Below are 23,094 nucleotides of genomic sequence, written 5' to 3' on the forward strand. Positions count from 1 at the left end.
GTATCGCCGCGCCACTTCGTCACATGCGCACATGTGGTCGCGCCGGTTCTTGGCATCGATCCATACCAAGATGCGGCGCCGATCGACAATGCGGTAGAGCTCCATTTTTTTCAGTCCTCGGCTGACGGTGCTCGTGTCTCAGCTCGTGTTGTTATTTGGAATCGATGCGTTCGATCCTCAGAAGATGTACCAGCGCGCGTCCGCAAAGTCGCCGACATTGCCGTACTCGAGCTCGACGATTCAGCCCTAGAGCGGCTTTCTAGCGCGAACCTCGATGTGGCCGTTACGCCTGCGTCTTTTCAGGACAGGGCTGATCACCCTCGCGAGACGAGTTTTGTAACCTGGGGTCCCGTAAGCGGAGGGGTGTTGGTTGAGGGCTGGCTACAACCCTTCATAACGGTTGGCATCGGCCGTACGGTTGCGATTACCGCTCCCGAAACTCAGAAAATCGTACCGGGTTTTAGTGGAGCACCGGCAATCAACTCCAGATCTGGCGAGGTACTCGGAATGTTTGTGCGTGCCAATGAGAGCGCACGACAATCGATGGTGATATCGGTGCAGACTTTGGCGGAAGCTCTTGCATCAATAATCACGACATCACGTACAACAATGCCAGGCTCACGTCCTCTATCTCTCTTACGTCGAGCTGTGCCAAGTCTGGACCGCGATTATTTGTATGCTTTAAAAGACAGGGAGGAGGTTGTAATAGCAGTTAAGCGTGCGGTTCGTCCTGACACAGGAAATAAGCTCGCAGGTCAGCTAGTGGTTTTGGTCGCCGATGCTGATACCTCGGACTGCGCGGACGGGCTTCGCCATCGTATCAGCTTCGAGCTTGCGGCTGAGTGGAGGCAAGGTGCTTTGCTTTCCATTCTTCCCCTTACTCTTCCCGACCGGAATTGGGGGGGGCAGGAAGAACGTATTCAGAGGCACACGCAGGAAGTATCACAGGAAGCAGGATTGCCTGCAACGAACGAGAAGTCTCTGACGACAGCAACTCATATGTTTGACGGATTGCATTTGTTCGAAGTCGATTTGCGAGAACGGCGGGACGTTCAACTACTAATAGCAATCCTCGATAGATGGGCCTCTGCAAGTTCAGCTCAGCCGCGAAGCCGGCCTCAGCCTTTTTTCTGCCTGATTAGCACTGCCTCGAAGTGTGGCGACCGAGCACGTCGTAACTTCATGGCAGCTGCGGTGAGGCGGTCATCGCAGCTGCAGATGCACGATTTGGGGCCGCTCAACTCGGTGGGGCTCACACATCTGCGGGCATGGTCACGAAGTGCCAACGCACACCTTCGTCGGCCTATTCCGGAGCCAGGGCTAATTCAAAAGAGGGCGGAAGAGTTAATCTACACGCCTGGAACACAAAATATGAGTATGTTGGAATGGTTCAACGCTCTTACGTTAAATGCGTCCACAATACTTCCTTCCGAGGAGTATTAACTTGGATTCCGACATGGAACAAGACACTGTAAAGCAGGAAACTAGTAGCTCGCGTTCCGCGCGACTTCGTGACCCGCACCGCTATCTGCCTGATGAACAACTCGCGGCCGCAGCGCAGATTGCTGCATTACTGAGGCAACCTCTGTTGCTCACCGGCGATCCGGGAGCAGGCAAAACACAGATGGCGGCTTGGGTCGCCTTACAATTAGGCCGAAGCCTCATTCGCTTTACTGCAAAATCAACGACCTCAGCACAAGATTTGCTCTACCGATTCGACTCGGTTCGCGAGTTTCGTGACGCACAGCGCCACCGTGGCTTAGATCAAGAGCCTACGCCCACGCGAGCTTACATCACGTTTGAGGCAATCGGGAGGGCAATCGCACTTACCTATCCGGTGGAGGCGTTGGAGATGCAGGCATCGTGGGACTCGGAGGCAAACCTACAGGCGGGTGAAACAGCAGCACGCCCCATTGCGGCTACTTCGAGTGTGGTGCTCATCGACGAAATAGACAAAGCGCCGCGCGATGTTCCTAACGACCTGCTGACTGAGTTCGAGACCGGGGAGTTCCTTGTAGCTGAGGCTAGAGTTCGCTTGCGGGTTCAAAATAATCTTCATCCACTCGTAATTGTAACCAGTAATTCTGAAAGAGCGTTGCCGGACGCATTTCTTCGCCGGTGCATCTTCCACCACGTTGAGATGCCAATAAAGGACCGGCTTCGAAAAATTGTTCGCAGCCAATTCCCTGATCTGCCGGACGGCGGAAACTTCGAAACCGAAGCGCTGGAAATTTTCGATAAACTATACGATCCCGAAACTCAAATAGCGTTGAGAAGGCGCCCTAGCGTGGCGGAGCTTCTACACCTTCTTGTCGTACATCTTTCCTTTTCTGGAGTAAGTTCAAGCTCGTCCAGTATAGAGGGCGGGCAAATGGAAACACTCACGCGGTCTGGATGGAAGATTATTAGCGAGCAAGGTATCCGCTCCGGGCTTGCGGGACTGGCTTTGTCCTCTCCGGAAACAGCTACTCTGATTTTTCGTCAGTGCCTCGCAATTCTTTTCAAAACGAAGGAAGATCAGGATGCTGGACGGGAGTGGCTTTGCGGGCTGTGGGGGTTACCTAGGTCACTTGGGAATGAGGCCATGCGAAGAGCGTAGCGTAACCTGAGATGTCTGGGTCTTGGGAGAACATAGATCTCGGCCATTTGTTGGTGGAGCTGCGCCGAAATAGTGCGGAACTCGCATACTGTGACGATGATATAGATCGCGCAAAAAAGATTTTTGAATTTCTGAGAGCGGCTGGGCGATTACCTGCACGGCCCGAAGCGGTTGCCGCCTACATAACCCCACTTATCTGCCGCTCAACAAAAGAACAGAAGGCATTTCGTGAGCAACTTATTTCCCTACTTACAAGCTGGAAGCTTCGAAATGAGGCTCCGAGTGAAAGTGTAACTATCGGAGCGCCTGCGCATAATATTGCGGATAGCGGCAGGTATGAAGGCGAGCGAACTGAAGCTTCTGACCCCTCCAAGCGTACTCCAAAACACCGGCGGCGCTCAAGCCACCATTGGCTGCGCTTTCTATTTTTAGTTACCCTGTTGTTTGCTCTTAGCATCACCATCGGCATTATGTGGGATTGGACCATTTCTGAATGGATACGGGAACCAAGATCAGAGGAGCGCCGTCCACTACTGCCGGGTGAAGGCCCCGACTTTGAAAGACCATTTCGGACTGACCATATAATTCTCGTACTCGCCCCATGGACGCTCGTAGGAGCCTTTGCTCTGTGGCGTCGATCCCGCCAAGCACGTTTAGCAAGGCATTTTTCATTCCGACAACTGGAAGAGGTACTGCTCAAGCTTGGAAATCGAGTAGAATCGCATTTTTCCCCTGCTAATATCGTTCGTTTGAGTACTGCTTTAGCTACGCGCGAGTCATCTAACCAACAGCAGTTTGACACAAACGCGAGCGTTTCCACCGCTATTCGGTTCGGAGGAAATGGTCCAGCCGTCTTCCGTCCCGTTTTGAGGCAGCCAGAGTATCTATTTTTACTGCGTCGTGATGGGAAAGCCGATCACGCATCTTACGTAGGCCAGGATCTTATTCACCGCCTAGGTCGATCGAATGTCGCTATCCATGCCTACGAAGTTCGCGGCTCGCCGACGCAGTTACGCGTCATGCGTGACCTATGTTTTGGTTCACAACCCCTCACCGACAATATAAGCGAGGTAGTGTCACTCGGTGATGTGTTGAACTCAAAAATGTACGCCGGAGTCGTAATTTTCGGGGATGGGGCAAGCTATGCGGCAGTAGGATTTGACGGATCTCCCGGAGCACTTTTATCTGTCTTAAGCAGAAAAGTTGTTTTGTCACCGAAGCCGGTTTCCGCGTGGGGTGAGTCGGAAATTCTACTTAGCGAAAGCGGATTCGCTTTATTTCCGGCAGACTCAGCAGGACTATTCAGTCTTAGCGAATGGATTGCACAGAATCGTGAATTAGAATCCGGCGTTCCAAAGATTGAAGAGGCACTCCGGCGATACCGCGTGCAGCGGCATAAGGAGTTCGGATCTTTCCCCACCCTTCTGCGCGCTGTTGAAACCCGCTTTCTGTCCCACCGGCCTCCGGAACGGGACCTAATCAGCGAGCTGCTTGGCCAACTTCGAACCTACCTGGGACGGCCAAGCTTTACCTGGCTCTGCGCGCTGGCTGTTTACCCACAGATCCATGCGTCTTTAACAAGGGAATTTGGCAAGCGCCTCAGGCTCGAAGCGAGCTCTACGCCAGTGTTTAGCGAGCAGAGATATCTCGTGCTAGCTCGCCTTCCCTGGGTTGCTCGTGGAGGCATGCCAGACTGGCTGCGACGGGCTCTAGTAGCGAAGCTCGATCCAGGTTTAGCGGCGCAAACTAGACTGATCTTCGCTGAATTATTCTTTCAACTAACACCATCTGGGCGGGTCAATTTGCAGCTTGCAAAAGCAGCCGATAGGTCCTGGCGCGATCTAGTAGATGCTCTGATCCATCTAGCGCCGAAACAATCCGCCTTGCACGATCAGGTACTCGTGACTTTCCTTAAAGATCAGCAAGAGCAGCTCTCGGTCAAGGTGCCGAACTTAATTGTGCAACTGCTAAATCTTGCCGCAAGAACTAAGCTCTCTGTGCTGGCTAGCAGCACGGCTTTAATTTCGCTCATTCTTTTTATGTGTCGCGATGTGCTGGTGGCGGAGGTCGTAGCTCTTGCAACGCATAGAATGAACGCACTCACGACGTTAGCATTTGCGCTCTGGTGTGTATTAAAAGGAGGTGACTGGTACTATCGAGCAAAATTCGAACTTATCTCGGTCAACATTCTGTTGGCCATGTTATTTGTGCTTGGATTATTAGGAACCTCGCGCTCCGACCAAGATGGGTTTGTTGAGTACGCAACACTGCTGGCTCTGGTGTCAGCGTCCCTTGCTATCATCGGTTCTATCGCAGGGCAACAGGAAGAGGCTAAAATTGCCGTCTGTGCTCATTTACTAACTCAGTCCGACAAATGGCAGGGATTGATCCGGTGGAACTTCGGTCCCCAGTGGTACCTTGGGGGATACTCAATAATAATATCGCTCTTCGTGGCAACTTTTGCTGTTACTATCGTATTGGAAGACGTGTTTTCAGTATCTAGGTTAGATAATTTGGGCCAGCTTAATGGATTATTTACTGTATACATTTATTTCATCCTGCTGGTCGCGTTTTCGGCTCTTGCGCTTCGGAAAATTCTAAATCTCGCGCGAAATTACATGGTTGCGGCTACCGCTTTTATTTCGTTCTTGATGTCTGGTGCTGCCTTTGCTGTTGGTAGTACGATCTTCGTTTTAGGGACGTTGGACGAATTTGTCTTTCGCCCCGCCCCAGAAGGCGGGAGCACGTTGCATGGATGGCTTCGTCCTCAAACGTATGTGTGCGTTGTGGCTCTGATCGAAGCTTGCGTTTTGCCAGGACTGATTAGTCGGCTGGCTGATAGGAAAATTTTGGATGTTGGACTTATTGCGGTCTATTTCGCTACCAGTGCAGCCGCCGTGTGCTTGATCCAGACCTTAGTTATTGGAGGCGCATTTTTGTTTTTACCTGACGTGGAGGACATGAGTTTCTTGGAGATTTTCGTGCCTAGCATCCTTGCGATAGTGTGGACTTTAAATCCAATGTCTGTTGCAATCTTGACGGGATCTACCTTGCATCTCCAAAACTTCATGGAGCTGGGCTATTTAAGAAAGCGTTCTCAAAAATTAATTGGCGCAACTGCAAGCGGTTTGGCCTTAGTTGGCCCGCTTGTCGGTATGCTTGCTGTGTCGCTCACCGTCCTCGGTTTAATTAAGCTAGACATGTTCGATAAAGAGAAGATTGGCTGGCTAGTTAGCTCCGTCGTGACTTCTTTTGTGTGGTTTCCTATAATGTTTATACATTCGTATATAAGCATTGCACCTATGGTTTTTAGTTTGAGGCTGCGGCACCCTCTTTCGCCCAAGAGCTGAATTCGGACTGTAGGGAGTAGGTCACTGGCCATCGCAAGCGCGAATTCAAACTCTTTCCATAAAGATTTCTCCGAAGGTGTTGAAACTTGCCTCGATAGCTTTGCCACGTAGTCCTCATCCAAACATGGAATGATGCAGACCAGTGAATAGCTTCGACTAGCCGTGCCTCAAGACAGCGAGTAATTAGTTCGAAGGGAGCGGCGCCGTCTCACTACCGCCATTCTACCTGGCAGCCGAACGTTCCGACGTATCTTGGACATGTTCGAAGCAACAGCCATCAGTGCGGGTGCCTTGGCATCTCAATGGGAAGCTTTCAGGCTCGCTTTCTCCTGTCTTAACCGTCTAGCTTTGATGCGAAACAGGAGCGGCGGCATGTTTGTACGCAAGATCCGCTTCGCTACTAACCGGAAGCCTCTCAAGGGCGGCTTCGGACCCGACTGCGAGGACCCGAGAGCAATGCTCCGGCTTGGCCGCGTCCAGGTACGCAGTTGCGCCCAGTCTGCCCTTGACGCGGAACTGGTCAATGGCTCACTGAGGGTTGAGCATTCCGAGGCGGCTGCGGCGGATCGCCAAGATTGGTTGTTGGAGTGGCTGGCTGGTGCCCGCGACTCCGGACGCGTGCCGGTTCTATCCGTGCACGGCTTCTGCTACAGCTTCGTGGACGCCGTCACACGTGCTGGTCAGATCGCCGCCTTCTACGCTGAGGGACCATTCGCAGTACAGCTGGCGCCACTTGCCTTCTGCTGGCCATCAGGCGGCGAATTGGACAATTCTGCCTACACGGCCGACCGTACCTCCTGCGAGCGCTCAGACGAAGCCTTGGCCCTGTTGATCCGAGACGTCGGCGCGGCGGCCAACGCTGTAGGGGTGAGGCCGGTGCTGCTCGCACACAGCATGGGCGTGTTCATGCTGAGGCTCGGCATCAGTGCGCTAGTGAGAGACGGCCTGCCCGACCGGCCGCCCTTCGCGCAGGTTGTGGCCATGGCCGGGGATGACGACTGGACGGTGCTGGACGCGGACGGGCCGCTGTGCCCGGTCGCCAGTATCGCCGACTGGGTCACTCTCGGAGTTTATCCCGCGGACGCGGTTATCAGGCTAAACCATTCCGTGCTTGGGCGACCCAAGCGGCTCGGCGCCTACGGGCCGAATCGGCCAGACACGCTGCCGCCGAATGTCGCGGTTGTGGATTACGCCTACGCCGTGGACGTGCTGAAGCAGCTGCCGCCTGAGGCGTGGCAAGACGTGAGCTGGAACGCCGTGAGCCACCAGTACTACCGGAACGATAGGCGCGTACGCGATGACCTGGCTCAGGTGTTCCGGGGCGCGACGCCGGAGGAGGTGCTTGGCCGAAGGCGAGGTGCTGAGTTGATCAATCCAACCGTCGCCATCAATCCAAAACCAGACCGCCTCTACCCAGTTGGGGAGCAGGTGGTTTAATCGTGCCGCTCCGTCGAGCCTTGTGCAGGTGGGCTTGTGAGGCCGTGGTCGGCGAGCAGCCTGCGCCGCCAAAAGACCTGTTCAGCGCACCCGCGGTCGTGGATGGGTCACGCTCAGGAGCTCGACCTGTAGCTTGGCTGTGCCCGCGTTATTCTTAGTGTAGAGCCAGTCCATGGCGGGCACGAACGCTGCGTCGTTCACGTACAGAAACAGAGGGCCAGAACGCCTCGGCCGAAGCACGGCTTCATGGACGTCCATGTTGGCGTTGTCACTGTTTGGCAGGAGGCGCCAATCTGGGGCGTAGACGGCTGCGCCACGCTGACCGACCCGCGCCATCAGCTTGTACCAGGGTTGCCCAATGTGGCGCTTGAACGGCGCGAAGGCGGATAGGCTTGGCTGAACGTCCTCGGGTCGAATACCGTTGGGCCACCCGCTGTAGTCGTCATCCCGCCACGATGATGTTTCCGGCCATCCGGGATCCCGCGGCACGGCGACACGGACCCGGTATTCGGCTCCCTCCTCCAAGCGTAGATTCGTCGCGTGGCAGAACTTGGAGGTCCAGAATGTCCCTGCGTCATGCGTGGCCGTGACGGGGGAGGGATCACTGGACTGACTGCAAGTGCCTCCAATGGATTCCAGCATAGAGAGCGTCGTGGTGTTCAGGAGCCCGGCGGCCAGGAAAACAGCAACCACGCCAGCGACTGTCGGCAGGACGAAGCGGGTCAAACCAGACCAGATCAGGCGGTAGGGGTACGACTTCCGCAGGGCTTCCACCGCTCTATTCGTCCACCCAGGGCTTTGCGGCGTCCTATAGCCGCGATGCCCTGAGTGACGTGGCGGGCTTAGGTTGGTTCTGGAGTACCAGAGGCGCCGCATCTCGTCTGGCACTCGAACATCGAGGTGCCGGCCAAGTACCGTCCCAGTGAGCACGATCCCGGCCGCAATTAGGAAGGACCGAGGGTTGGCGGCGAAAACCCCCGTCCACATCGTGGCAAGTCCTGGGAGAAAGGCTTCGGTCGCGGCAATCGCAGGCGAGAAAAAGCAAAGCGCGGAGTCGCAGTCCCCTTCCTCCAGAACGAGGGGAAGCGCGGCGAGAGTGAGCGTTCCGCCGAGGGTAACGAAGTAGGCGACACGACGCCACCACACGAAGTTCCAGACGTGCTCCTGACCCTCGTTGAAGGCCTGCCGCCCAAGCGGTTGCAGGCCAACGTATGTGTCCCCGCCTACTGTGTCGCCTGCAACGCGAAGAACTCGGAAGTTGCTGGGCAGGTTAATCGGCGAGTAGCCGTCCTGGCCGACTCGAATGCGGCGGAGCACACTCTCGTGCACGAGGGGGTGTTTCACATGGATGCCGAAGCGCCTCGTCAAGGTCGCGGGCTGGTTACACAAATCGTCAACGCGGCGCGGTTTGTACCGGTAGTAACTGGCCAGTCCTTTGCGAGAGTCGTGCAGAGGCCCATTTTCGTCTGCCAGCGCCAGCTGTCTGGCAAGTATTGCAGGGACAAAGCGCAGCCCCGCGGCAGTCGCTTCCTTTATCATCCATTGCAGCGTGACGTGCGCCAACCCATCATCCGGGTAACCACCGCCTACGTCGGCGTGGACACCAGCGAACCAGACTTGCTTGATTCGTTCGCTGTCGACTGGCTCCTGCGCCTCATTCCAAAGGCGAGGGTGAAAGGTGTACCGCTGGTCATCGAGTGAGAGTGCGTGGCGGGCGCACTTGACCCTCGTGTTTAGGTCGGCATCCGGCATAGTGAGAGGCACTAGTAGCGTATCAACGGCACGGGTCAGCTCCTCAATGGGCAGCCCATAAGCGTCGACCGTATCCCAAACACCGACGAACTCGATTTCAATCGGCTTGGGCCACTCTGGAGCGCCTGGTGTAACCGATCGAGGCGGTGCACCTTCGTTGTTTGCCTTATGATAGCGGGGTAGACGCCTGATCAGGCGATAGGTCCCGAGAACGGCATCACGTGCTAGGCGGACAAGTGAGGTGAGCGTCGGCCGACCATAACGCTCCTTCCGATATGCCCTGAACGCGTCCCGGACGTTCCTGGCAAGAGCAGCCTCATTACCATCGTAGGCGACAATGCCCTGGCTCATGACCAGCCCAACCACGACGCGGATGGTAAACGCCCCTCGGCTAAAGCCAAATGCGTAGATCCTGTCCCCTGGCCTGTAGGTTCGACACAGAAATGCGTACAGATCGCGGACATTGCGCCCCAGACCATAGCCGAACGCACCGCCCACAATGGCCAGCGGCCGGAAGGAGGACGTGCCAACGCCATCATCATAAAAAGCGAACTGACGCGGATGCTGCAGGTCCGCCGGGTCCTCGACGTCTAGCGCCTCGTAGAGGCGGCGCACGTTGGTCTTGAAGAGGCTGGCCGAGCTGTTGCCTGTTCCATCCGAGAACAGCACAATGTTGCGGCTCTGCAGAGTCATTCCTAGCCCCTCCGATGGCACGATCATCTGGCTCTCAAAGGAGCTCGGCAGCAATGCTGTCAGGCAGCGGGCTGTAAGCATGGCTGGTTTATGACCTTCGCACGAGCTTTTCGCCGCGGCTTTCCTGGCGAAGAGTAAGACCTTCTCTGTCAGGTAAATTGTCCGGCGCCTTGAAATGATCTTTCAATTTCGGAGGGGTGGGACGGAGGGATGAGTTGACCTACTCACCGGAGAGCCGCGCGGCGGTTCTGAAGAAGCTGGAGCCGCCGAACGCGGCTTCCTTGCGGCAGATGGCCAAGGAGGAGGGGACCTCCAAGGCAACCCTGCCCGCCTGGCGCCGTGAAGCTCGCAGCCAAGGGCGGCTGCTGCCTGATGCCGATGCTGGCCCGACGGGTTGGACGTCGCGCGACAAGTTCGCTGCGGTGATCGAGACGGCGGCCATGAACGAGGCCGATCTCGCCGCCTACTGCCGTCAGTGGGGTCTCTACCCGGAGCAGATCGGGGCCTGGTGGACCGCTTGCGAGCAAGCCAACGATTGGGAGCGCGCCAGCAACCAGCGGCTGAGCCAGGCGACCATGGAGGAGAGGAAGCGCGTCAAGATGCTCGAGCGCGACCTGGCGCGCAAGGAGAAGGCGCTAGCCGAGGCGGCGTTGCTGGTGCTCCGAAACAACGCCGCGGCGATCTGGGGGGACGGCGGGGACGCATGATCAGCACTCCCAGATCGCCAGAAGCCATGGCGCTGATCGACCAGGCCATCGCGGCCGGCGCGGGCCGCGCCCAGGCTAATGCGTGCCGACGTAGTCGTTGCGCTGGTTTTGTAACGAGATCCCCTAATCGATGAATGATGTGGGGTGTCGTCCACCGACGGCGGGGGAGGCTGCCACGGTGCTCAAGGCGGCGAATGACCGGTCGCTCGCCAGCCTCGCCATGTTCGCCCTGCTGCGCATGGCTGCGGCTGGCTGCTCGCCGTCTATCACCGCCGCTGCGCGCCGTAGCCGCGGGGTTGCCAGGTCGGGGCGGGAAAGCAGGATTGTCAGTCGAATTGACAAGTGAGGTTTGGCTGGCGGCCGGTATCCATTCGCCGAGGGCCGCCTACCGGATCTGCACGGAACCTGCCTTTGATCTTACGTGCGTTCTTTGGAGCGCCGGTAAGGACAAGCGGCAGGGTGACGGATGGAGATCATCACCGGGGTAGAGCGCCGCCGGCCGTGGCGGGCTGAGGAGAGGCTGCGGATCCTGGCCGAGCTGAACCAGCCCGAGGTCAAGCTCAGTGAGGTTGCGCGGCGGCATGATGTGAGCCGCGGCTTGCTCTGACAATGGCGGGATTCGCATCGGCGCGGCAGGCTGGTGGCCGAGACACCGGGGTTCCTGCCGATGCAGGTCGTGCCAGATCTGGCCGTGCCGGCGCTGCAGGGTGGGTCGGGCCCGTCCTGCGCTGATCCTCCCGTGGCGGGCGAGGCGGATGAGCGGATCGAGATCGTGCTGCCGGACGGGACTGCGGTGCGGATCGCAGCGACGATCAGCGCGGCGACGCTGCCTCGCGTGCTGGCCTCGTGCTCGAGGAACAGACGCGCCAGTCGGTCGGTCAGGCTCCGCCGAGCCTCCTCGGGCAGCGTCGGCCAGACCGTCCTGGCCAGGCCGCTTGCTACCCGAGTCAGGGCGAACAGATCGGATTGTGGAACCCGGCTGCGGATTCCGATGATTCCAGCCGGGTATTCCGACCGAAGCCAGCCACCTATTCCAACCGAAGCCAGCCACCTATTCCAACCGAAGCCAGCCGGGCATTCCGAGCGATGCCGGCCGGGGGTGGGGCGGTAGTCTGCGAGCGGGGCGAGTTGGCCTAGGTCTCCTGGTCGACGTCAACAGCAACGGCGCGGCGGGCGGCCCGACGGCGCATGGATTCGCCCTGGAGCTCGATGCGATGGGCGTTGTGAACGAGGCGATCAAGGATGGCATCGCCCAGGGTGGGATCGGCAATCCATTGATGCCAGGCGGGTACGGGGAGTTGGCTGGTGACGATGGTGGCGGCTCGGCCATGCCGGTCATCGACGATCTCCAGCAGGTCGCGCCGCTGCTCGGGCGTCAGAGGGGTCAGGCCCCAATCGTCCAGGATCAGCAGCTGGACGCGGGCCAGGCCCTTCAGCATGCGAGCGTAGCGGCCATCCCCGCGGGCCAGGCCGAGCGCCTCCAGCAACCGCGGCAGGCGGTGGTAGAGCACGCTGCGGCCGTCACGGCAGGCCTTGTGGCCGAGGGCACAGGCCAGCCAGGTCTTGCCGACGCCGGTCGGCCCTGTGAGATGAACCCCCTGGTGGCGGTCGATCCACTCGCCCGCAGCAAGCCGTCCGAACAAGGCGCGGTCGAGGCCGCGGGTGGCGCGCCAGTCGATGTCCTCGATGCAGGCTGACTGGCGCAGGCCGGCGAACTTCAGCCGGGCCCGCAGCCGTCGGTCCTCACGCCCGGTGGCCTCGCGCTCGACCAGCAGGGCCAGGCGCTCCTCGAAGCCGAGGCCCTCCAGGTCCGGCTGACGTCTCTGCTCCTCGAGCGCCTGCGCCATGGCGACCAAGCCAAGGCTGCGCAGACCTTCGCTGGTGGGGTGGGTCAGCATGGTTCCTCCTCAGTGGTAGTAGCCGCCGCCGCGGATGTTCGGGTGCCGGATGGGCGGCGTGTCCGGCACGGGTTCGGCCGCAAAGGCGCGGTCGAGGCCGTTGTCCAAGATGGAAGCGATCGATGCGTAGCTGCGGGCTCCGATGTCGAGACCACGCTGGCAGGCGGCCTCGACCCGGGCCGCGCCGTAGCCGCGTACCAGGCAGGCTCAGGATGCCGAGGCAGGCGCGGAACCCCTGTTCCGGATGGGGCTTGGCGCGCAGGATCGCCTCGACCATGCCAGCCGTGGCGGGGCCGATCGTGGCCGCCTCGCGCCGCAGCCGGGCCGGTGTCCAGTCGGCATGCCGCCGATGCGCGCTCGGCATGTGCTCGGGGATGGTGGTGTGCCGGTGCCGCAGCGGGCTGCGAACATGCGCAGCGACGCGGCTGCCGTTGTGGAACAGCTCCACTCCACGCTCGGTGACACGGGCGTCCACTACCGCCCGAGCCAGGCGGTGGGGCACGCTGTACCAGTGTCCCAGCACCTCGACATGGTAGTCGAGCCCGACCCGACAGCGCCGCCAGTCGGCATACTCGTAGGGCTCGGCCGGCAGCTCCAGCAGGGCAGTGCGCTCGAAGCTGTCGAACAGGGCCTGCCGGCTGCTGCCGATGTGACGCATGGGGCGGGCGTTCAACGCCTCCAGCAACTCGCGGACGGCGGCGTTGGCCTCGTCCAGGCCGAGCAGCCGCCGGTGGCGCAGGCGGGCCAAGATCCAGCGCTCGACGATCTGTACCCCAACCTCGACCTTGGCCTTGTCGCGCGGCTTGCGGACCCGGGTCGGCACCACGGCCGTGCGGTAGTGCGCCGCCATCTCCTGGTAGGTGCGGTTGATCCCGGGCTCATAGCGGCAGGTGGCGGTGACGCCGGCCTTGAGGTTGTCGCAGACCAGCTGCCGCGCGGCACCGCCGAAGAAGCCGAAGGCGTTGACGTGACAACCGATCCAGTCCGCCAGGCCCTGGCTCCAGCGGATCTCAGCATAGGTCAGACTGGACGCGCCCAGCACGGCGACAAAGACCTGTGCTGCCCGGACCTCACCGGTCGCCGGATCGACCACCGCCAGGGTCTGCCCGGCGAAGTCGACGAACAGCTTGTTGCCAGCGACATGGGTCTGGCGCATGGTCAGCGACACCCGGCCGCGCCACGCGGCGTAGAGGTCGCAGAACCGGCTGTAGCCATAACCCTCAGGCTGCCCGACCCGATACTCCTGCCACAGCAGCAGCAGGGTCACCCCGGGACGGCGCAGTTCGAGATGGATCCGCGGCCAGTCGGGCTGTGGCCGCACCGCCTCCGGGGGCGTGAACGGCGGGCTGAACAGCCGGGCCTGTAGCGGCTGGATGAATGCGGGTTCTTCCGCACTTTCCGTGCTGTCGCTCCGGGATGGAGGTGCCCAACCATCTCAAAACACTAAGCAAAATGCGATTCAGGCGATTAAGGACACCAGGAAAGCGTCGTTACGAAACGTGCACGCCGCTTTCTGAAGTACCTCAACCGCTTGCCTATTGGCGTCGGGATTCTGGCAGCACGGAAAGTGCGGAAGAACCAAACCCACCTCAGCATTGACAGGGCCTCCAGCGCCGCGTCATCCAGCCCGGCCGGCACCGGCCAGGTGATGCCAACGACCGCCGCCCGACGCAGGTACTCGGCCACGGTATAGCGGCTGACCCCGACCGCTACGGCGATCTGTCGCTCACTCTGGCCGCAGGCGTGCTTGCGGCGAAGGACTTCTCGAACTTGGCGCATTGGCAGTCTCTGAGCGGGCATGGCTCTCCCCAGCGCATTTGCCGGACCGAGCCTGCCTCAGGTGGACGACTGCCCGCAGACCGCCTCCTCCGCCCCCGGTCGGGGTGGCTGGCTTGCGTCGGAATGGGTGGCTGGCTTGGACTGGATTCAGTGGCTGGTTTGCGTCGGAATCAGCGGCTGGTTTCCGTCGGAACACGCAACCCGGCTCCTTGTGGTCCCCCGGCAGCGGTCTCGGTGGCGTCGCATGGACCTCTCCCCGATTCTGGTCGGGAAAGTCTCCCTCCGCAGGCAAGACCGAGGCATCCATCGAACTGCGGCTCGAGACCTCCGCCAGCAAGTGCTGCAGCGCGGAAAGCGCACCAACGCCGACCTGCGGCCCGGATGCGAGGCGCAGCGGCACGCAGGCCTCTGGCTCGAACATCCAGGCCGGTACCTCAAGGCATCGGCCAGCATCCCCATCGAGGCTGCACCGCAACGCGGTGCCGCGTCCTCTCTTGGTCACCTCATGGACGTGGACCGAGAGACCGCTCCAGGGATGCCACGAATACAATAGCCTCCGTTCCGGGGTCCTGTGGGCATTCAGCCGTCGAGTTGTACAATGCCGGACGTCCACACAGCGCACTTGCTGGGCAGACGCCGGGAGAGGCGTATGGGGCGCGGCAGATGGCGAGATTGGCGGCCTGACGAAAACTAGGATCGAGCCCATGCAGGCCGTCAAACTGCCCGACGATTAGGGACCACCTCAGAATGCCCAAACTCGAATTTAGACCGAGCCCCCATGCAGCAGTTTGAACTGAACAGCGTAATATTTGTCAGTGAAGAAGAAGGCTACAAAGCTCTTGTCGCTCCTGCAGGGACGTGGGGAATGATGATAATACGCATAGTCCCATTCGCCGTCTGCCTTTTCAGCCCTGCAGTGCTCCGCCAATTCCTGGATTCTCTGAAGGGTGGTGTTCGGTGGGAAAAGCACTGCGGTCATACCCTGATGCATCCGACGCGCCGTCGCCGTGGGATCGCGCACCTTTGCTAGCTTGGCCCGCTTGGCTTCGACACGTTGGCGTTCGAGCCTCACTAGCTCTTCCCGCTTGAACTGCTCCTTCAGCTCGGCCAGCTCTCGCTCGCGCTGCTCCTTCAGCTCGGCCAGCTCTCGCTCGTGCTCCTTCTCCAGCTCGGCCGCTTTTGCATTCAGCTCTTCTTCTTTTTTGCGGCGTTTTGCATCTTGTTCCTCAGCGTCCTTTTGGAGTTGCAGCAATTTCTCCCTGATTTCCCTCAGTTCATCCGAAAATGATTCGTGCGGTTTGGCTGGCATTGACGCGATTACCTACCTTCTTTGACAGAAATTACAAATTGCACATACTTTAAGTCACCTATTCCACGTCACCGTCTTCGGTTTCCATTCCGGCAAACATGCCAAGATGATTGCCTGAGTACTTCAGATGTGCCTCCAGCTCGGCGCCGCTGAGCGTGAATGCTTCGGACACCGCCCTGCGGGCGCTCCTAATCCTGCTCGGGATTTCTTCGCCGCTGTCAGGTAAATCCGCCATGCGGTTCGCCTGGATCAGAGCTCGGCTCAGCGCCTCGACGTTGCTGTTGCACAGCAACAGCCGCCCAACCTCGTCCCATGCCTTACTCTGACCGTGCCGGCGCCGCAGGTCATGCATCCGCAGCAATCGCCCCACCTCGGTATCAAACGGAAATCGAGCATCATCCTCCGGACGGCTATCCCTCCTTAGTTGCTTTACATGTATCCCGAGTGAGCGCCCTGCCGGAACGGGGTTGCCTGCGTGGTCGTGGCGGGGCGCGGAAGTTGCCCAGACTGGCGTCGGACCGATAGCGCGGTTGTACTTGTGAGCGAGCAGGAACGGCGTCGACGTATCGAATGAAACGGAAATCTTTCGCCCGAGCAACCCAAATAGCGCCCGCTTGAGGGCTGTCAGGCACACAGCTAGGCCTAGGCTGCTCGTGCCGAGAAAGTGGATGCGCTCCACACGCTCCAGAAACCCGTCCTCGTGCAGGCGCCGCAATGTCCGGATCACATGCCGCAGATCGAAGCGCATCTGCCCGCCCCAGGTGATGCCGTTCCCCCACTGAAGGTGATGCTTCACACCCTCGGTCCGTTCGTCCGCCTCGCCACGCGTGTGGCCCTGCAGCGTAATCATGACTTTGAGCTCGCCTTCACGCTCGTTGCGGAAGACGTCCAAAGCTGTCCGAGTGTCGGCGAGGGCGAGCTGCGGCTTCCGGTGGTAGCGGTTCCCGGGAACGCGCCACGCGGCGCTGGGTACGTCAGGTCCGACGCCCCAATCGCACACGCGTTCCATCCATCGGAGAACCGCACGGGTGGTCCCCGACGTAAGGATAAACCGGTTGCTCGGATTGATCGTCTGAAAGCAACCGTTGTCCCCAATAACGGTAGGGCTCCCATCGCCTCGCCGCCGGTTCGTCACCATATCTTCGACGTGATTTTGCAGGGTTCGCGCGTCGCCGTTCCTCATCACGACGCCGGCGCTCACCAGCGCCTCGGGCACCGTGAACAGTGGAGAGGCTTCGGCGAGGAAGTCCAAAGCATGCTGACGAAGACCGCAGTCCAGGAGCGGTCCGTAATCAGGACCGTACGGGAACCGGAGATAGTAGTCCTGGATTGCTTCGGCGTAGCAGGCGAGGTCGTCCCACTCCGGTGCGAGCTGTCGCGCCATGGCTGATCTCCGCTACTCTGAATGGTCGGGCAGAGGATTTGATCGTTGAGGGAGCGGCGCACAGGCCCTTCCGTGCGCCGCCAGCTCAGGCCTGTTAGCCCTAGTCGCCGGGCGGAATACCGACGAGCATCTCGGACTGCAGCATGGTATCCGTACGCTCGTCACCCCTTGCGCGCAGCAGGAACATCCACACGGCGAATTGGCCCTCGGTCGTACGAGCGGAGAGCCTAAGGACGCCCGCGGGATCGAGCTCTAGGAGCGCGTCATCCACCATACGGTCGCACAGCTTGCCAAACGCGACGCACGCTCGTCCCCAATCCGTGCGGAGTGCCCTGGCGAAGACCTCCTCTCGTGCTAGGCGCTTGCGCAGCTTGAGCTCCAGCTTCAAGTCGTGCGGGTCCAGGACCAGCCTGTCCGACGAAAGCTTCAGCATAAGGGCGGCCGGGTCGTTCTTGCCCTGCTTGACGAAATCCCTTGCATCCCCGCTGGAGTGTTTTGCAAAAACCTCCTTATCGATGTGCACCTGCACCACCTCGCCACGTGCGAGGTGCTCGCGGAATTCCGCTCGCTTCACATCCAGCGGCATCCTGCCAGGCCGAGGCCTCGCCTCCGAAAGCACGACCGACCTCCTGATCGTGGCCGCATCCTTGCCGCAGTCGCAATCAAGCGTCCACCGCAGCAGCCACTTGCCGGGCTCCCACTCCTCCCGCTGGTGGCAGTGGAAGCCGAACGCTAACTCGCGCCTCTTGCCGATGAGCTGTTCGGCAAACTCCCTCAGCTCCTTTGCGTGGACCCAGTAGTCGTCTTCGAAGCCGGCTGGCACGATGGCGTGACCGATGGTCTCATTGGGTACTCCCTCCACAATCAGGCTCATGTCCTGCAGGATCGGTGAGTGGACAAAGGTACGGCCGGAGAGGACGTGCAGCTGGGATCTGCCGAGGCGCATGCCGTCCTGGTCCCCACTCCGCTCGAGGCCTGGCGTGGTGGAGACGTCCTCCCGGCGCGCCGGGATGCAGTCGCGGTCCAACCGGAATAGGTCTGCGAGAAACTGCGAGCAGGGCTCCGCCCTCGCCGCCCTGCGCAACTGCACGTCCATGTCCCCAGGCTTGGCATCGAGCCGTACGAATCCGCGCTCGCCGGGCACGTTCATCGCCCTGACGTAGACCCCTTCGTCAAACACTATCTCGTCTGGCCTCATTGGTCCGTCAGGCACAGTCCGCACCGCGAGCTGCGTGCGAGCCAGTAGCAGCTCACGCGCCTTCAGCTTGCCGCTGTCCAGCGCGATCTCGATCGACCTGTCGGGCGGCACAGTGACGTTGTCGCGGTTCTCGGACGCGCCGAGCTCGGTGGGTGTGCCGTGGTTCTTGACGAGTTCCACCAGCTGCTCAAGGTCCGCGTGGCGCAATTCAAAGCGGCAGCCGAGCTCTGCTTCCTTCTGCTCGATTATCCGCTTGATGGTGTCGCAGGCCGATGCCCTCTGGTCCGCGAGGCTGCCTTGCCGGGGGTCTGCCGGATTGAGCTCGTCGACGGCGCAAACCGTTGCCTTGAAGACCTTGCCCGACTGGACAGTCCAGCCCTTCTCGCGCAGCGACTCCTCGACCGACGGCGCAATTTCGCCATCACGTGCAGAAAGCACAATGGTGATGAGCCCTGCCGTGCGGCAGGTGAGCGCCGTGCCGGCGTGCTTCCTGGCTGTTGCTTCTTCCTTACGGGACTCAGCCGAGTACCGTCCCGCGAGCTTGAAGGCGGCGTCCGCGCGTGCGACCGCCGGGAGGGCGGACAAGTCCGGCGCCTCGAACGGCAGTGCGTTGGCGATATCGGCGCGGCTGAGCCTGATGGTGAGATCGTCCCGTGGGAGGACATCATCACTCGGCGGGTTGGTCACAGTCTGACCGCCGCGATCAATTGAATTGCTGGCGTGGGTTTGATCTGCGGTGGCCACATCGGCGGCCGTGGCCTTCGAACGTGCCTTGGTAGCTCTTGCCATGTTCGCTCCTGTTACGGAGCGTGGACCAGGGACGCGTGCGGTGACGGGATGCATCAGGCCACAGCGACCCCGCCACGCCCCAAAGGGTATGGTCGGAAGTCGCTGGAATCGACAGCAATGTAATTGCCGCCGGGCGTTGTGCCTCTCTACGCCAGGTCAGGGTCACAGGACCCCGACGTCACCGCGTCAGCTCTGCCTCTTCTCGACACATGCCTGCGCGACATGGTCCCGGGTGCAGTGGCCGAATCAGCCTTTCGGCTGTTGGTGTCGTTCCTATGACCGAGCCTGTTTCGCCGGCGCGGCCTCCAGCTTCGAACCAGCCCCCGAAGCCGAGAGCTGATCCAATGCGCGATTTAACGCATACACGCGTCCAAGCAAGGGAGATAATGGTTTCGACTTGCGATCTTCTGGTGCGCTTCGTGCTCCGCTGCTCATCCTCCCGCAGCACCATCGTACGTAGGGGCAGCGACCAAGGATGCGAAATGCGGTGCTCGGGATGACGCAGCTGCGCCGGAGCGTGTGAAAGGTCGCCCGGCTACGACTGCAAGCCACAGTGACGCAGCGAATCATTCTCGTAATGCAAGAAATACGAGGTTTGCTGGTGCAGGACTGACGCCAGCATAGGTGCATTTGCAAGGTCTATACAAAGCACCCAGGGCAGGGGAGGGGGCAAAAGCTTGTACTCTTGCGCCCTCTCCTGTAACGTTATCCAAGCTTAGAAAAAACCAAAGAGAAGCTGGGTTTCGTTGTCCTTGATCTCTTCCTTATTCTGCAAGGCCATTACTTCAGGCCATGTTCACCATTATTGTTTTCTTGTGGGTGAAGTGCTCGAGCATCGCCTCGAGCGAGGCTTCCTTGCCGAGGCCGCTCGATTTCACGCCGCCATAGGAAAGGTTGGCCTGGACCACGAGGTTCTGGTTGATCTGGACGAGGCCGGCCTCCAGCCGGTGCGCCAGGTCGAGCCCGACCTTCAGGTTGTTGGTCCAGAGCGAGGCGGCGAGGCCGAACTCGCTGTCGTTCGCTTCGGCCAGCACGGCCTCCGGCTCGTCGAAGGGGGCGATGACGGTGACCGGGCCGAAGATCTCCTCGCGCACCAGCCGGCTGTCCTTGGTCAGGCCGGTGAAGATGACGGGCTGGATGAAAAGGCCCTTCTTCAGCGCGGAGTCGGTCGGCATGGCGGAGCAGACATGGGCGGTGGCGCCCGGCGTCGCCTTGCCCTCCTCGATGAAGCCGCGGACCTTCTCGAGCTGGCCCTCGGAGACGATGGTGCCGATATCGGTATTCTCGTCGAGCGGGTCGCCCATCACCATCTTGTTCACCGCATCCTTCATCGCCTGGACGAAGCGGTCGAAGATCGGGCGCTCGACATAGATGCGGCTGGCAGCCGTGCAGCTCTGGCCCTGGCGGGTGAAGCGCATGGAGGTGAGCGCGCCGGAGACGGTCTTGTCGAAGTCGCAATCGGCGAAGACGATCATCGGCGACTTACCGCCGAGCTCCAGCGTGACAGGGATCAGCTTCTCGGCAGCGGCGCGGGCGACGATCTTGCCGGTCTCGACGCTGCCGGTGAAGGTCAGCTTGCGCACCAGCGGATGCTCGACCAGCGGCGCGCCGCAGTCCGGACCGTAGCCGGAAAGCATGTTGAAGACGCCGGCGGGAAGGACGCGGTTCATCAGCTCGCAGATGCGCAGTACGGCGAGCGGCGCCTCCTCGGCGCTCTTCACCACCACGCTGTTGCCAGCGACGAGGGCGGGCGCCACCTTCAGCGCCATCAGCAGCATCGGCACGTTCCAGGGGATGATGGCGCCGACCACGCCGAGCGGCTCGCGCACGGTGACGCTCAGCACGTTCGGGGCGAAGGGAACGCTCTCGCCCTTCAGCTCGGAGCCGAGGCCGCCGAAGAACTCGAAGATGTCGGCGACGACGCCAGCCTCGACGCGGCTCTCGGTGCGGAGTGCCTTGCCGGTCTCAAGGGCGATGAGGCGGGCCAGCTCCTCCTGATGCTCCTTGATGAGCGCGGCGCATTGGTGGACGAGGGCGCCGCGCTTGCGGGCCGGCATCTTGGCCCATTCCTTCTGGGCCTTGGCGGCGTTCTGCACGGCGGCGTCGACATCGGCGGCGTCGCCCTCGGCGGCGCGGGCTACCTCCTCGCCGGTCGCCGGGTTGACGACGGCGAAGCTCTTGCCGTTGCGGCCGGGGACATAGCCGCCGCCGATGAAGTGATGGCCAGACAGCGCCTTGGCCAGGGCGAAGGGGTCGAGGCTGGGGGCAGCGGGGGTCGGCATGGGCCGGTCGAGCATGGGTTCCTCCTGGGCTGTGGGCGGACCATGGCGCTGGGGTAGGGGTTCCGCAAGGCACCCCGTCAGCGGAGCTTGCCCCGCCAGCGGAGGGATTGCCGGTTCAGCGCCGGCAGTAGGTCGGGTTCGGTCCGAATGCGCTCGGCGACGGCGATGGCGGCGGCGAGTTGCGGCTCGGTCAGGTGGCGGAAGGCCGGGCGGCGCACCGCCTCATGCCAGGGGCGGCCAATGGCGGCATCGAGGCAGACCCGCATGAAGCAGTGGTCGAGGCGGATCGGCCAGCCCTCGGCGGCGGCCATGCCGGGCAGGACCTGCCGAGTCAGCGCCAGCCAGCGGGATTCCAGGGCAGTTCGATGCGACGGCATGGGGTTCCTTGCCCGGCTTCCTCCGGCGGGACATACGGCGTAAGCCGTCGCCTGCCAGAGGAGGGGTATCGCATGCCGCCTGTCGCCCTGAGCCTGTCCGACAGCCGCACCTGGCTGGAGCGGGTCTGGTCCAGCATCGCCGATCGCGGCCGGGCCTATGCCGACGTGCCGTCGAGCCGGCTGCCGCCGCTCGACCGGGCCCGGCATCTCGCCGAGGCGCTGCTCTCCGAGCGTGGCGAGGCTTCCGGTGCCGCGGTGGCGCGGGAGCTGCACGAGAGCCTCGTCCAATTGGCCGGGGATGACCGCATCGCCTTCTTCCGCTTCCTTGCCGAGGGCTTCGGCCCCGATCCGGAGCGGTTGCGCCGGGCAGCGGAGGCCTGGATGGCGGAGCCCACGGCGGAGGCCGCGGCCCGCCTGGCGGAGGCCTCCGAGCCGCCCCGGCAGGAGCTGCTGCGGCGGATGAACATGGCCCCCGGCGGCACCGCCACCCTGGTTGGGCTGCGCAAGGAATTGACCGGCCTCACCAAGGATGAGCCGGCGCTGCGGGTGCTGGATTCCGACCTGCGGCATCTCTTCGCCTCCTGGTTCAACCGCGGCTTCCTGGAACTGCGCCGCATCGACTGGCAGACGCCGGCGGCGGTGCTGGAGAAGCTGATCCGCTACGAGGCGGTGCACGAGATCCAGGGCTGGGAGGATCTCCGCCGCCGGCTCGATGCCGACCGCCGCTGCTTCGCCTTCTTCCACCCCGCCTTGCCGGGCGAGCCGCTGATCTTCGTCGAGGTGGCGCTGGTCCAGGGCCTGGCCGCCGCGGTGCAGCCGTTGCTGGCGCGGGACGAGCCGCCGGCCGACCCGGCGCGGGCAGATACCGCAATCTTCTACTCCATCTCCAACTGCCAGGAGGGGCTGCGCGGCATCTCCTTCGGCAATTTCCTCATCAAGCAGGTGGTGGAGGAGCTGAAGGCGGAGTTGCCCCAGCTTGCCACTTTCTCGACGCTCTCGCCCGTGCCCGGCTTTCGCCGCTGGCTGGAGCGGGAGGTCGCATCGCAGCCGGAGGAGGAGCTGGTGCGCCCGGAGGAGGCGGCGCTGCTGACCGCGACGTCCGCGGCGGAGGACGTGCCGACCGCCCTCCAGGCGCTGACCGAGGGCGCGTGGTGGCAGGAGGAGGCGAAGCGGGAGGCGCTGCGCGGCCCGCTGCTGCGCCTCGCCGCCGCCTACCTGACCCGGCCGGCGGGGGAGCCCGGCTTGGACCCGGTGGCGCGCTTCCATCTCGGCAACGGCGCGCGGCTCGAGCGGGTGAACTGGCTCGGCAACACCTCCGCCCGCGGCATGCGGGAGAGCTTCGGGGTGATGGTCAACTACCTCTACGACCGCGAGCAGATCGAGGCGAACCACGAGCGATTCGTGCATTCGGGCCATGTTGCGCGCTCCGCCGCGGTGGAGGCGCTGCTGCAGGCGCCAAGGCCGGACGCCGCGCCGCCCCGCTCCGCCCTGGCGCGGTTGCTGGGCGGCGAGGAGAAGGCCGGCGGCAAGCCAGCCTGAA

Annotated in this window: 15 protein-coding genes and 1 pseudogene; 7 read left to right on the plus strand and 9 right to left on the minus strand. The window is 61.6% G+C overall.

Going from position 1 to position 23,094, the window contains the following annotated elements; translation table 11 throughout:
* Positions 1-33: 33 nt before the first annotated feature.
* From LH62_RS32765 to LH62_RS21010, 4 genes are all read left to right on the plus strand, one after another.
* A complete protein-coding gene (locus tag LH62_RS32765) occupies positions 34-1,443 on the plus strand; it encodes a hypothetical protein (protein WP_369796830.1) in 1,410 nt (469 codons plus the stop codon).
* Position 1,444: 1 nt separating this feature from the next.
* Positions 1,445-2,599, plus strand: a complete 1,155-nt coding sequence (locus LH62_RS29470) for a MoxR family ATPase (protein WP_160299867.1) — start codon at positions 1,445-1,447, stop codon at positions 2,597-2,599.
* 50 nt (positions 2,600-2,649) lie between these two features.
* Positions 2,650-5,949 carry a hypothetical protein gene (locus tag LH62_RS30515; protein WP_144404586.1) on the plus strand — a complete coding sequence of 1,100 codons (3,300 nt, stop codon included), beginning with the start codon at positions 2,650-2,652 and terminating at the stop codon, positions 5,947-5,949.
* A 372-nt stretch (positions 5,950-6,321) separates the two neighbouring features.
* Positions 6,322-7,386 (plus strand): alpha/beta hydrolase, encoded by a 1,065-nt coding sequence (locus LH62_RS21010; RefSeq protein ID WP_043363985.1) that lies wholly within the window; start codon positions 6,322-6,324, stop codon positions 7,384-7,386.
* Between the two features lie 81 nt (positions 7,387-7,467).
* Here the strand turns inward: LH62_RS21010 and LH62_RS29475 are convergent, their stop codons facing one another.
* On the minus strand, positions 7,468-9,831 hold the full coding sequence (locus LH62_RS29475) for a DUF2235 domain-containing protein (RefSeq protein ID WP_160299868.1): 2,364 nt from the start codon (positions 9,829-9,831) through the stop codon (positions 7,468-7,470).
* A 215-nt stretch (positions 9,832-10,046) separates the two neighbouring features.
* Between LH62_RS29475 and LH62_RS30520 the strand changes: the two genes are divergently transcribed.
* The gene (locus tag LH62_RS30520) at positions 10,047-10,538 is read left to right on the plus strand and encodes a hypothetical protein (RefSeq protein ID WP_043363987.1); all 492 of its coding nucleotides are present in this window, start codon (positions 10,047-10,049) and stop codon (positions 10,536-10,538) included.
* 466 nt (positions 10,539-11,004) lie between these two features.
* Positions 11,005-11,145, plus strand: coding sequence for a transposase (locus LH62_RS29485; RefSeq protein ID WP_082012704.1), 141 nt, complete (start codon positions 11,005-11,007; stop codon positions 11,143-11,145).
* A gap of 526 nt (positions 11,146-11,671) precedes the next feature.
* Here LH62_RS29485 and istB read toward each other — a convergent pair.
* The 8 genes and pseudogenes from istB to LH62_RS21055 form a co-directional block, all read right to left on the minus strand.
* Complete coding sequence (gene istB / locus LH62_RS21025; protein ID WP_236552596.1) at positions 11,672-12,385, minus strand: IS21-like element helper ATPase IstB; 714 nt, start codon at positions 12,383-12,385, stop codon at positions 11,672-11,674.
* Positions 12,282-13,037, minus strand: a complete 756-nt coding sequence (locus LH62_RS32855) for a Mu transposase domain-containing protein (protein ID WP_408735075.1) — start codon at positions 13,035-13,037, stop codon at positions 12,282-12,284. The genes istB and LH62_RS32855 overlap by 104 nt, the downstream gene beginning before the upstream one ends.
* Positions 13,032-13,802 (minus strand): annotated as a pseudogene (gene istA, locus LH62_RS32860) (IS21 family transposase); the annotation flags it as partial. The pseudogene istA and the gene LH62_RS32855, both read right to left, overlap by 6 nt.
* Before the next feature lie 1,176 nt (positions 13,803-14,978).
* Positions 14,979-15,524, minus strand: a complete 546-nt coding sequence (locus LH62_RS21035; protein WP_144404588.1) for a hypothetical protein — start codon at positions 15,522-15,524, stop codon at positions 14,979-14,981.
* 58 nt (positions 15,525-15,582) lie between these two features.
* Positions 15,583-16,908, minus strand: a complete 1,326-nt coding sequence (locus tag LH62_RS21040; protein WP_043363995.1) for a hypothetical protein — start codon at positions 16,906-16,908, stop codon at positions 15,583-15,585.
* A gap of 100 nt (positions 16,909-17,008) precedes the next feature.
* The gene (locus LH62_RS21045) at positions 17,009-18,895 is read right to left on the minus strand and encodes a hypothetical protein (protein WP_144404589.1); all 1,887 of its coding nucleotides are present in this window, start codon (positions 18,893-18,895) and stop codon (positions 17,009-17,011) included.
* A gap of 785 nt (positions 18,896-19,680) precedes the next feature.
* Positions 19,681-21,192, minus strand: coding sequence for an aldehyde dehydrogenase family protein (locus LH62_RS21050; RefSeq protein WP_082012706.1), 1,512 nt, complete (start codon positions 21,190-21,192; stop codon positions 19,681-19,683).
* A gap of 62 nt (positions 21,193-21,254) precedes the next feature.
* Positions 21,255-21,554 carry a hypothetical protein gene (locus LH62_RS21055; RefSeq protein ID WP_043363998.1) on the minus strand — a complete coding sequence of 100 codons (300 nt, stop codon included), beginning with the start codon at positions 21,552-21,554 and terminating at the stop codon, positions 21,255-21,257.
* A gap of 72 nt (positions 21,555-21,626) precedes the next feature.
* Between LH62_RS21055 and LH62_RS21060 the strand changes: the two genes are divergently transcribed.
* Positions 21,627-23,093: a malonyl-CoA decarboxylase gene (locus LH62_RS21060; RefSeq protein WP_052214761.1), complete on the plus strand. Its 1,467-nt coding sequence runs from the start codon at positions 21,627-21,629 to the stop codon at positions 23,091-23,093.
* The last annotated feature ends 1 nt before the right edge of the window (position 23,094 follow it).

Origin of the sequence: Belnapia sp. F-4-1 (assembly GCF_000802185.1) — a bacterium.
GTDB lineage: Bacteria > Pseudomonadota > Alphaproteobacteria > Acetobacterales > Acetobacteraceae > Belnapia.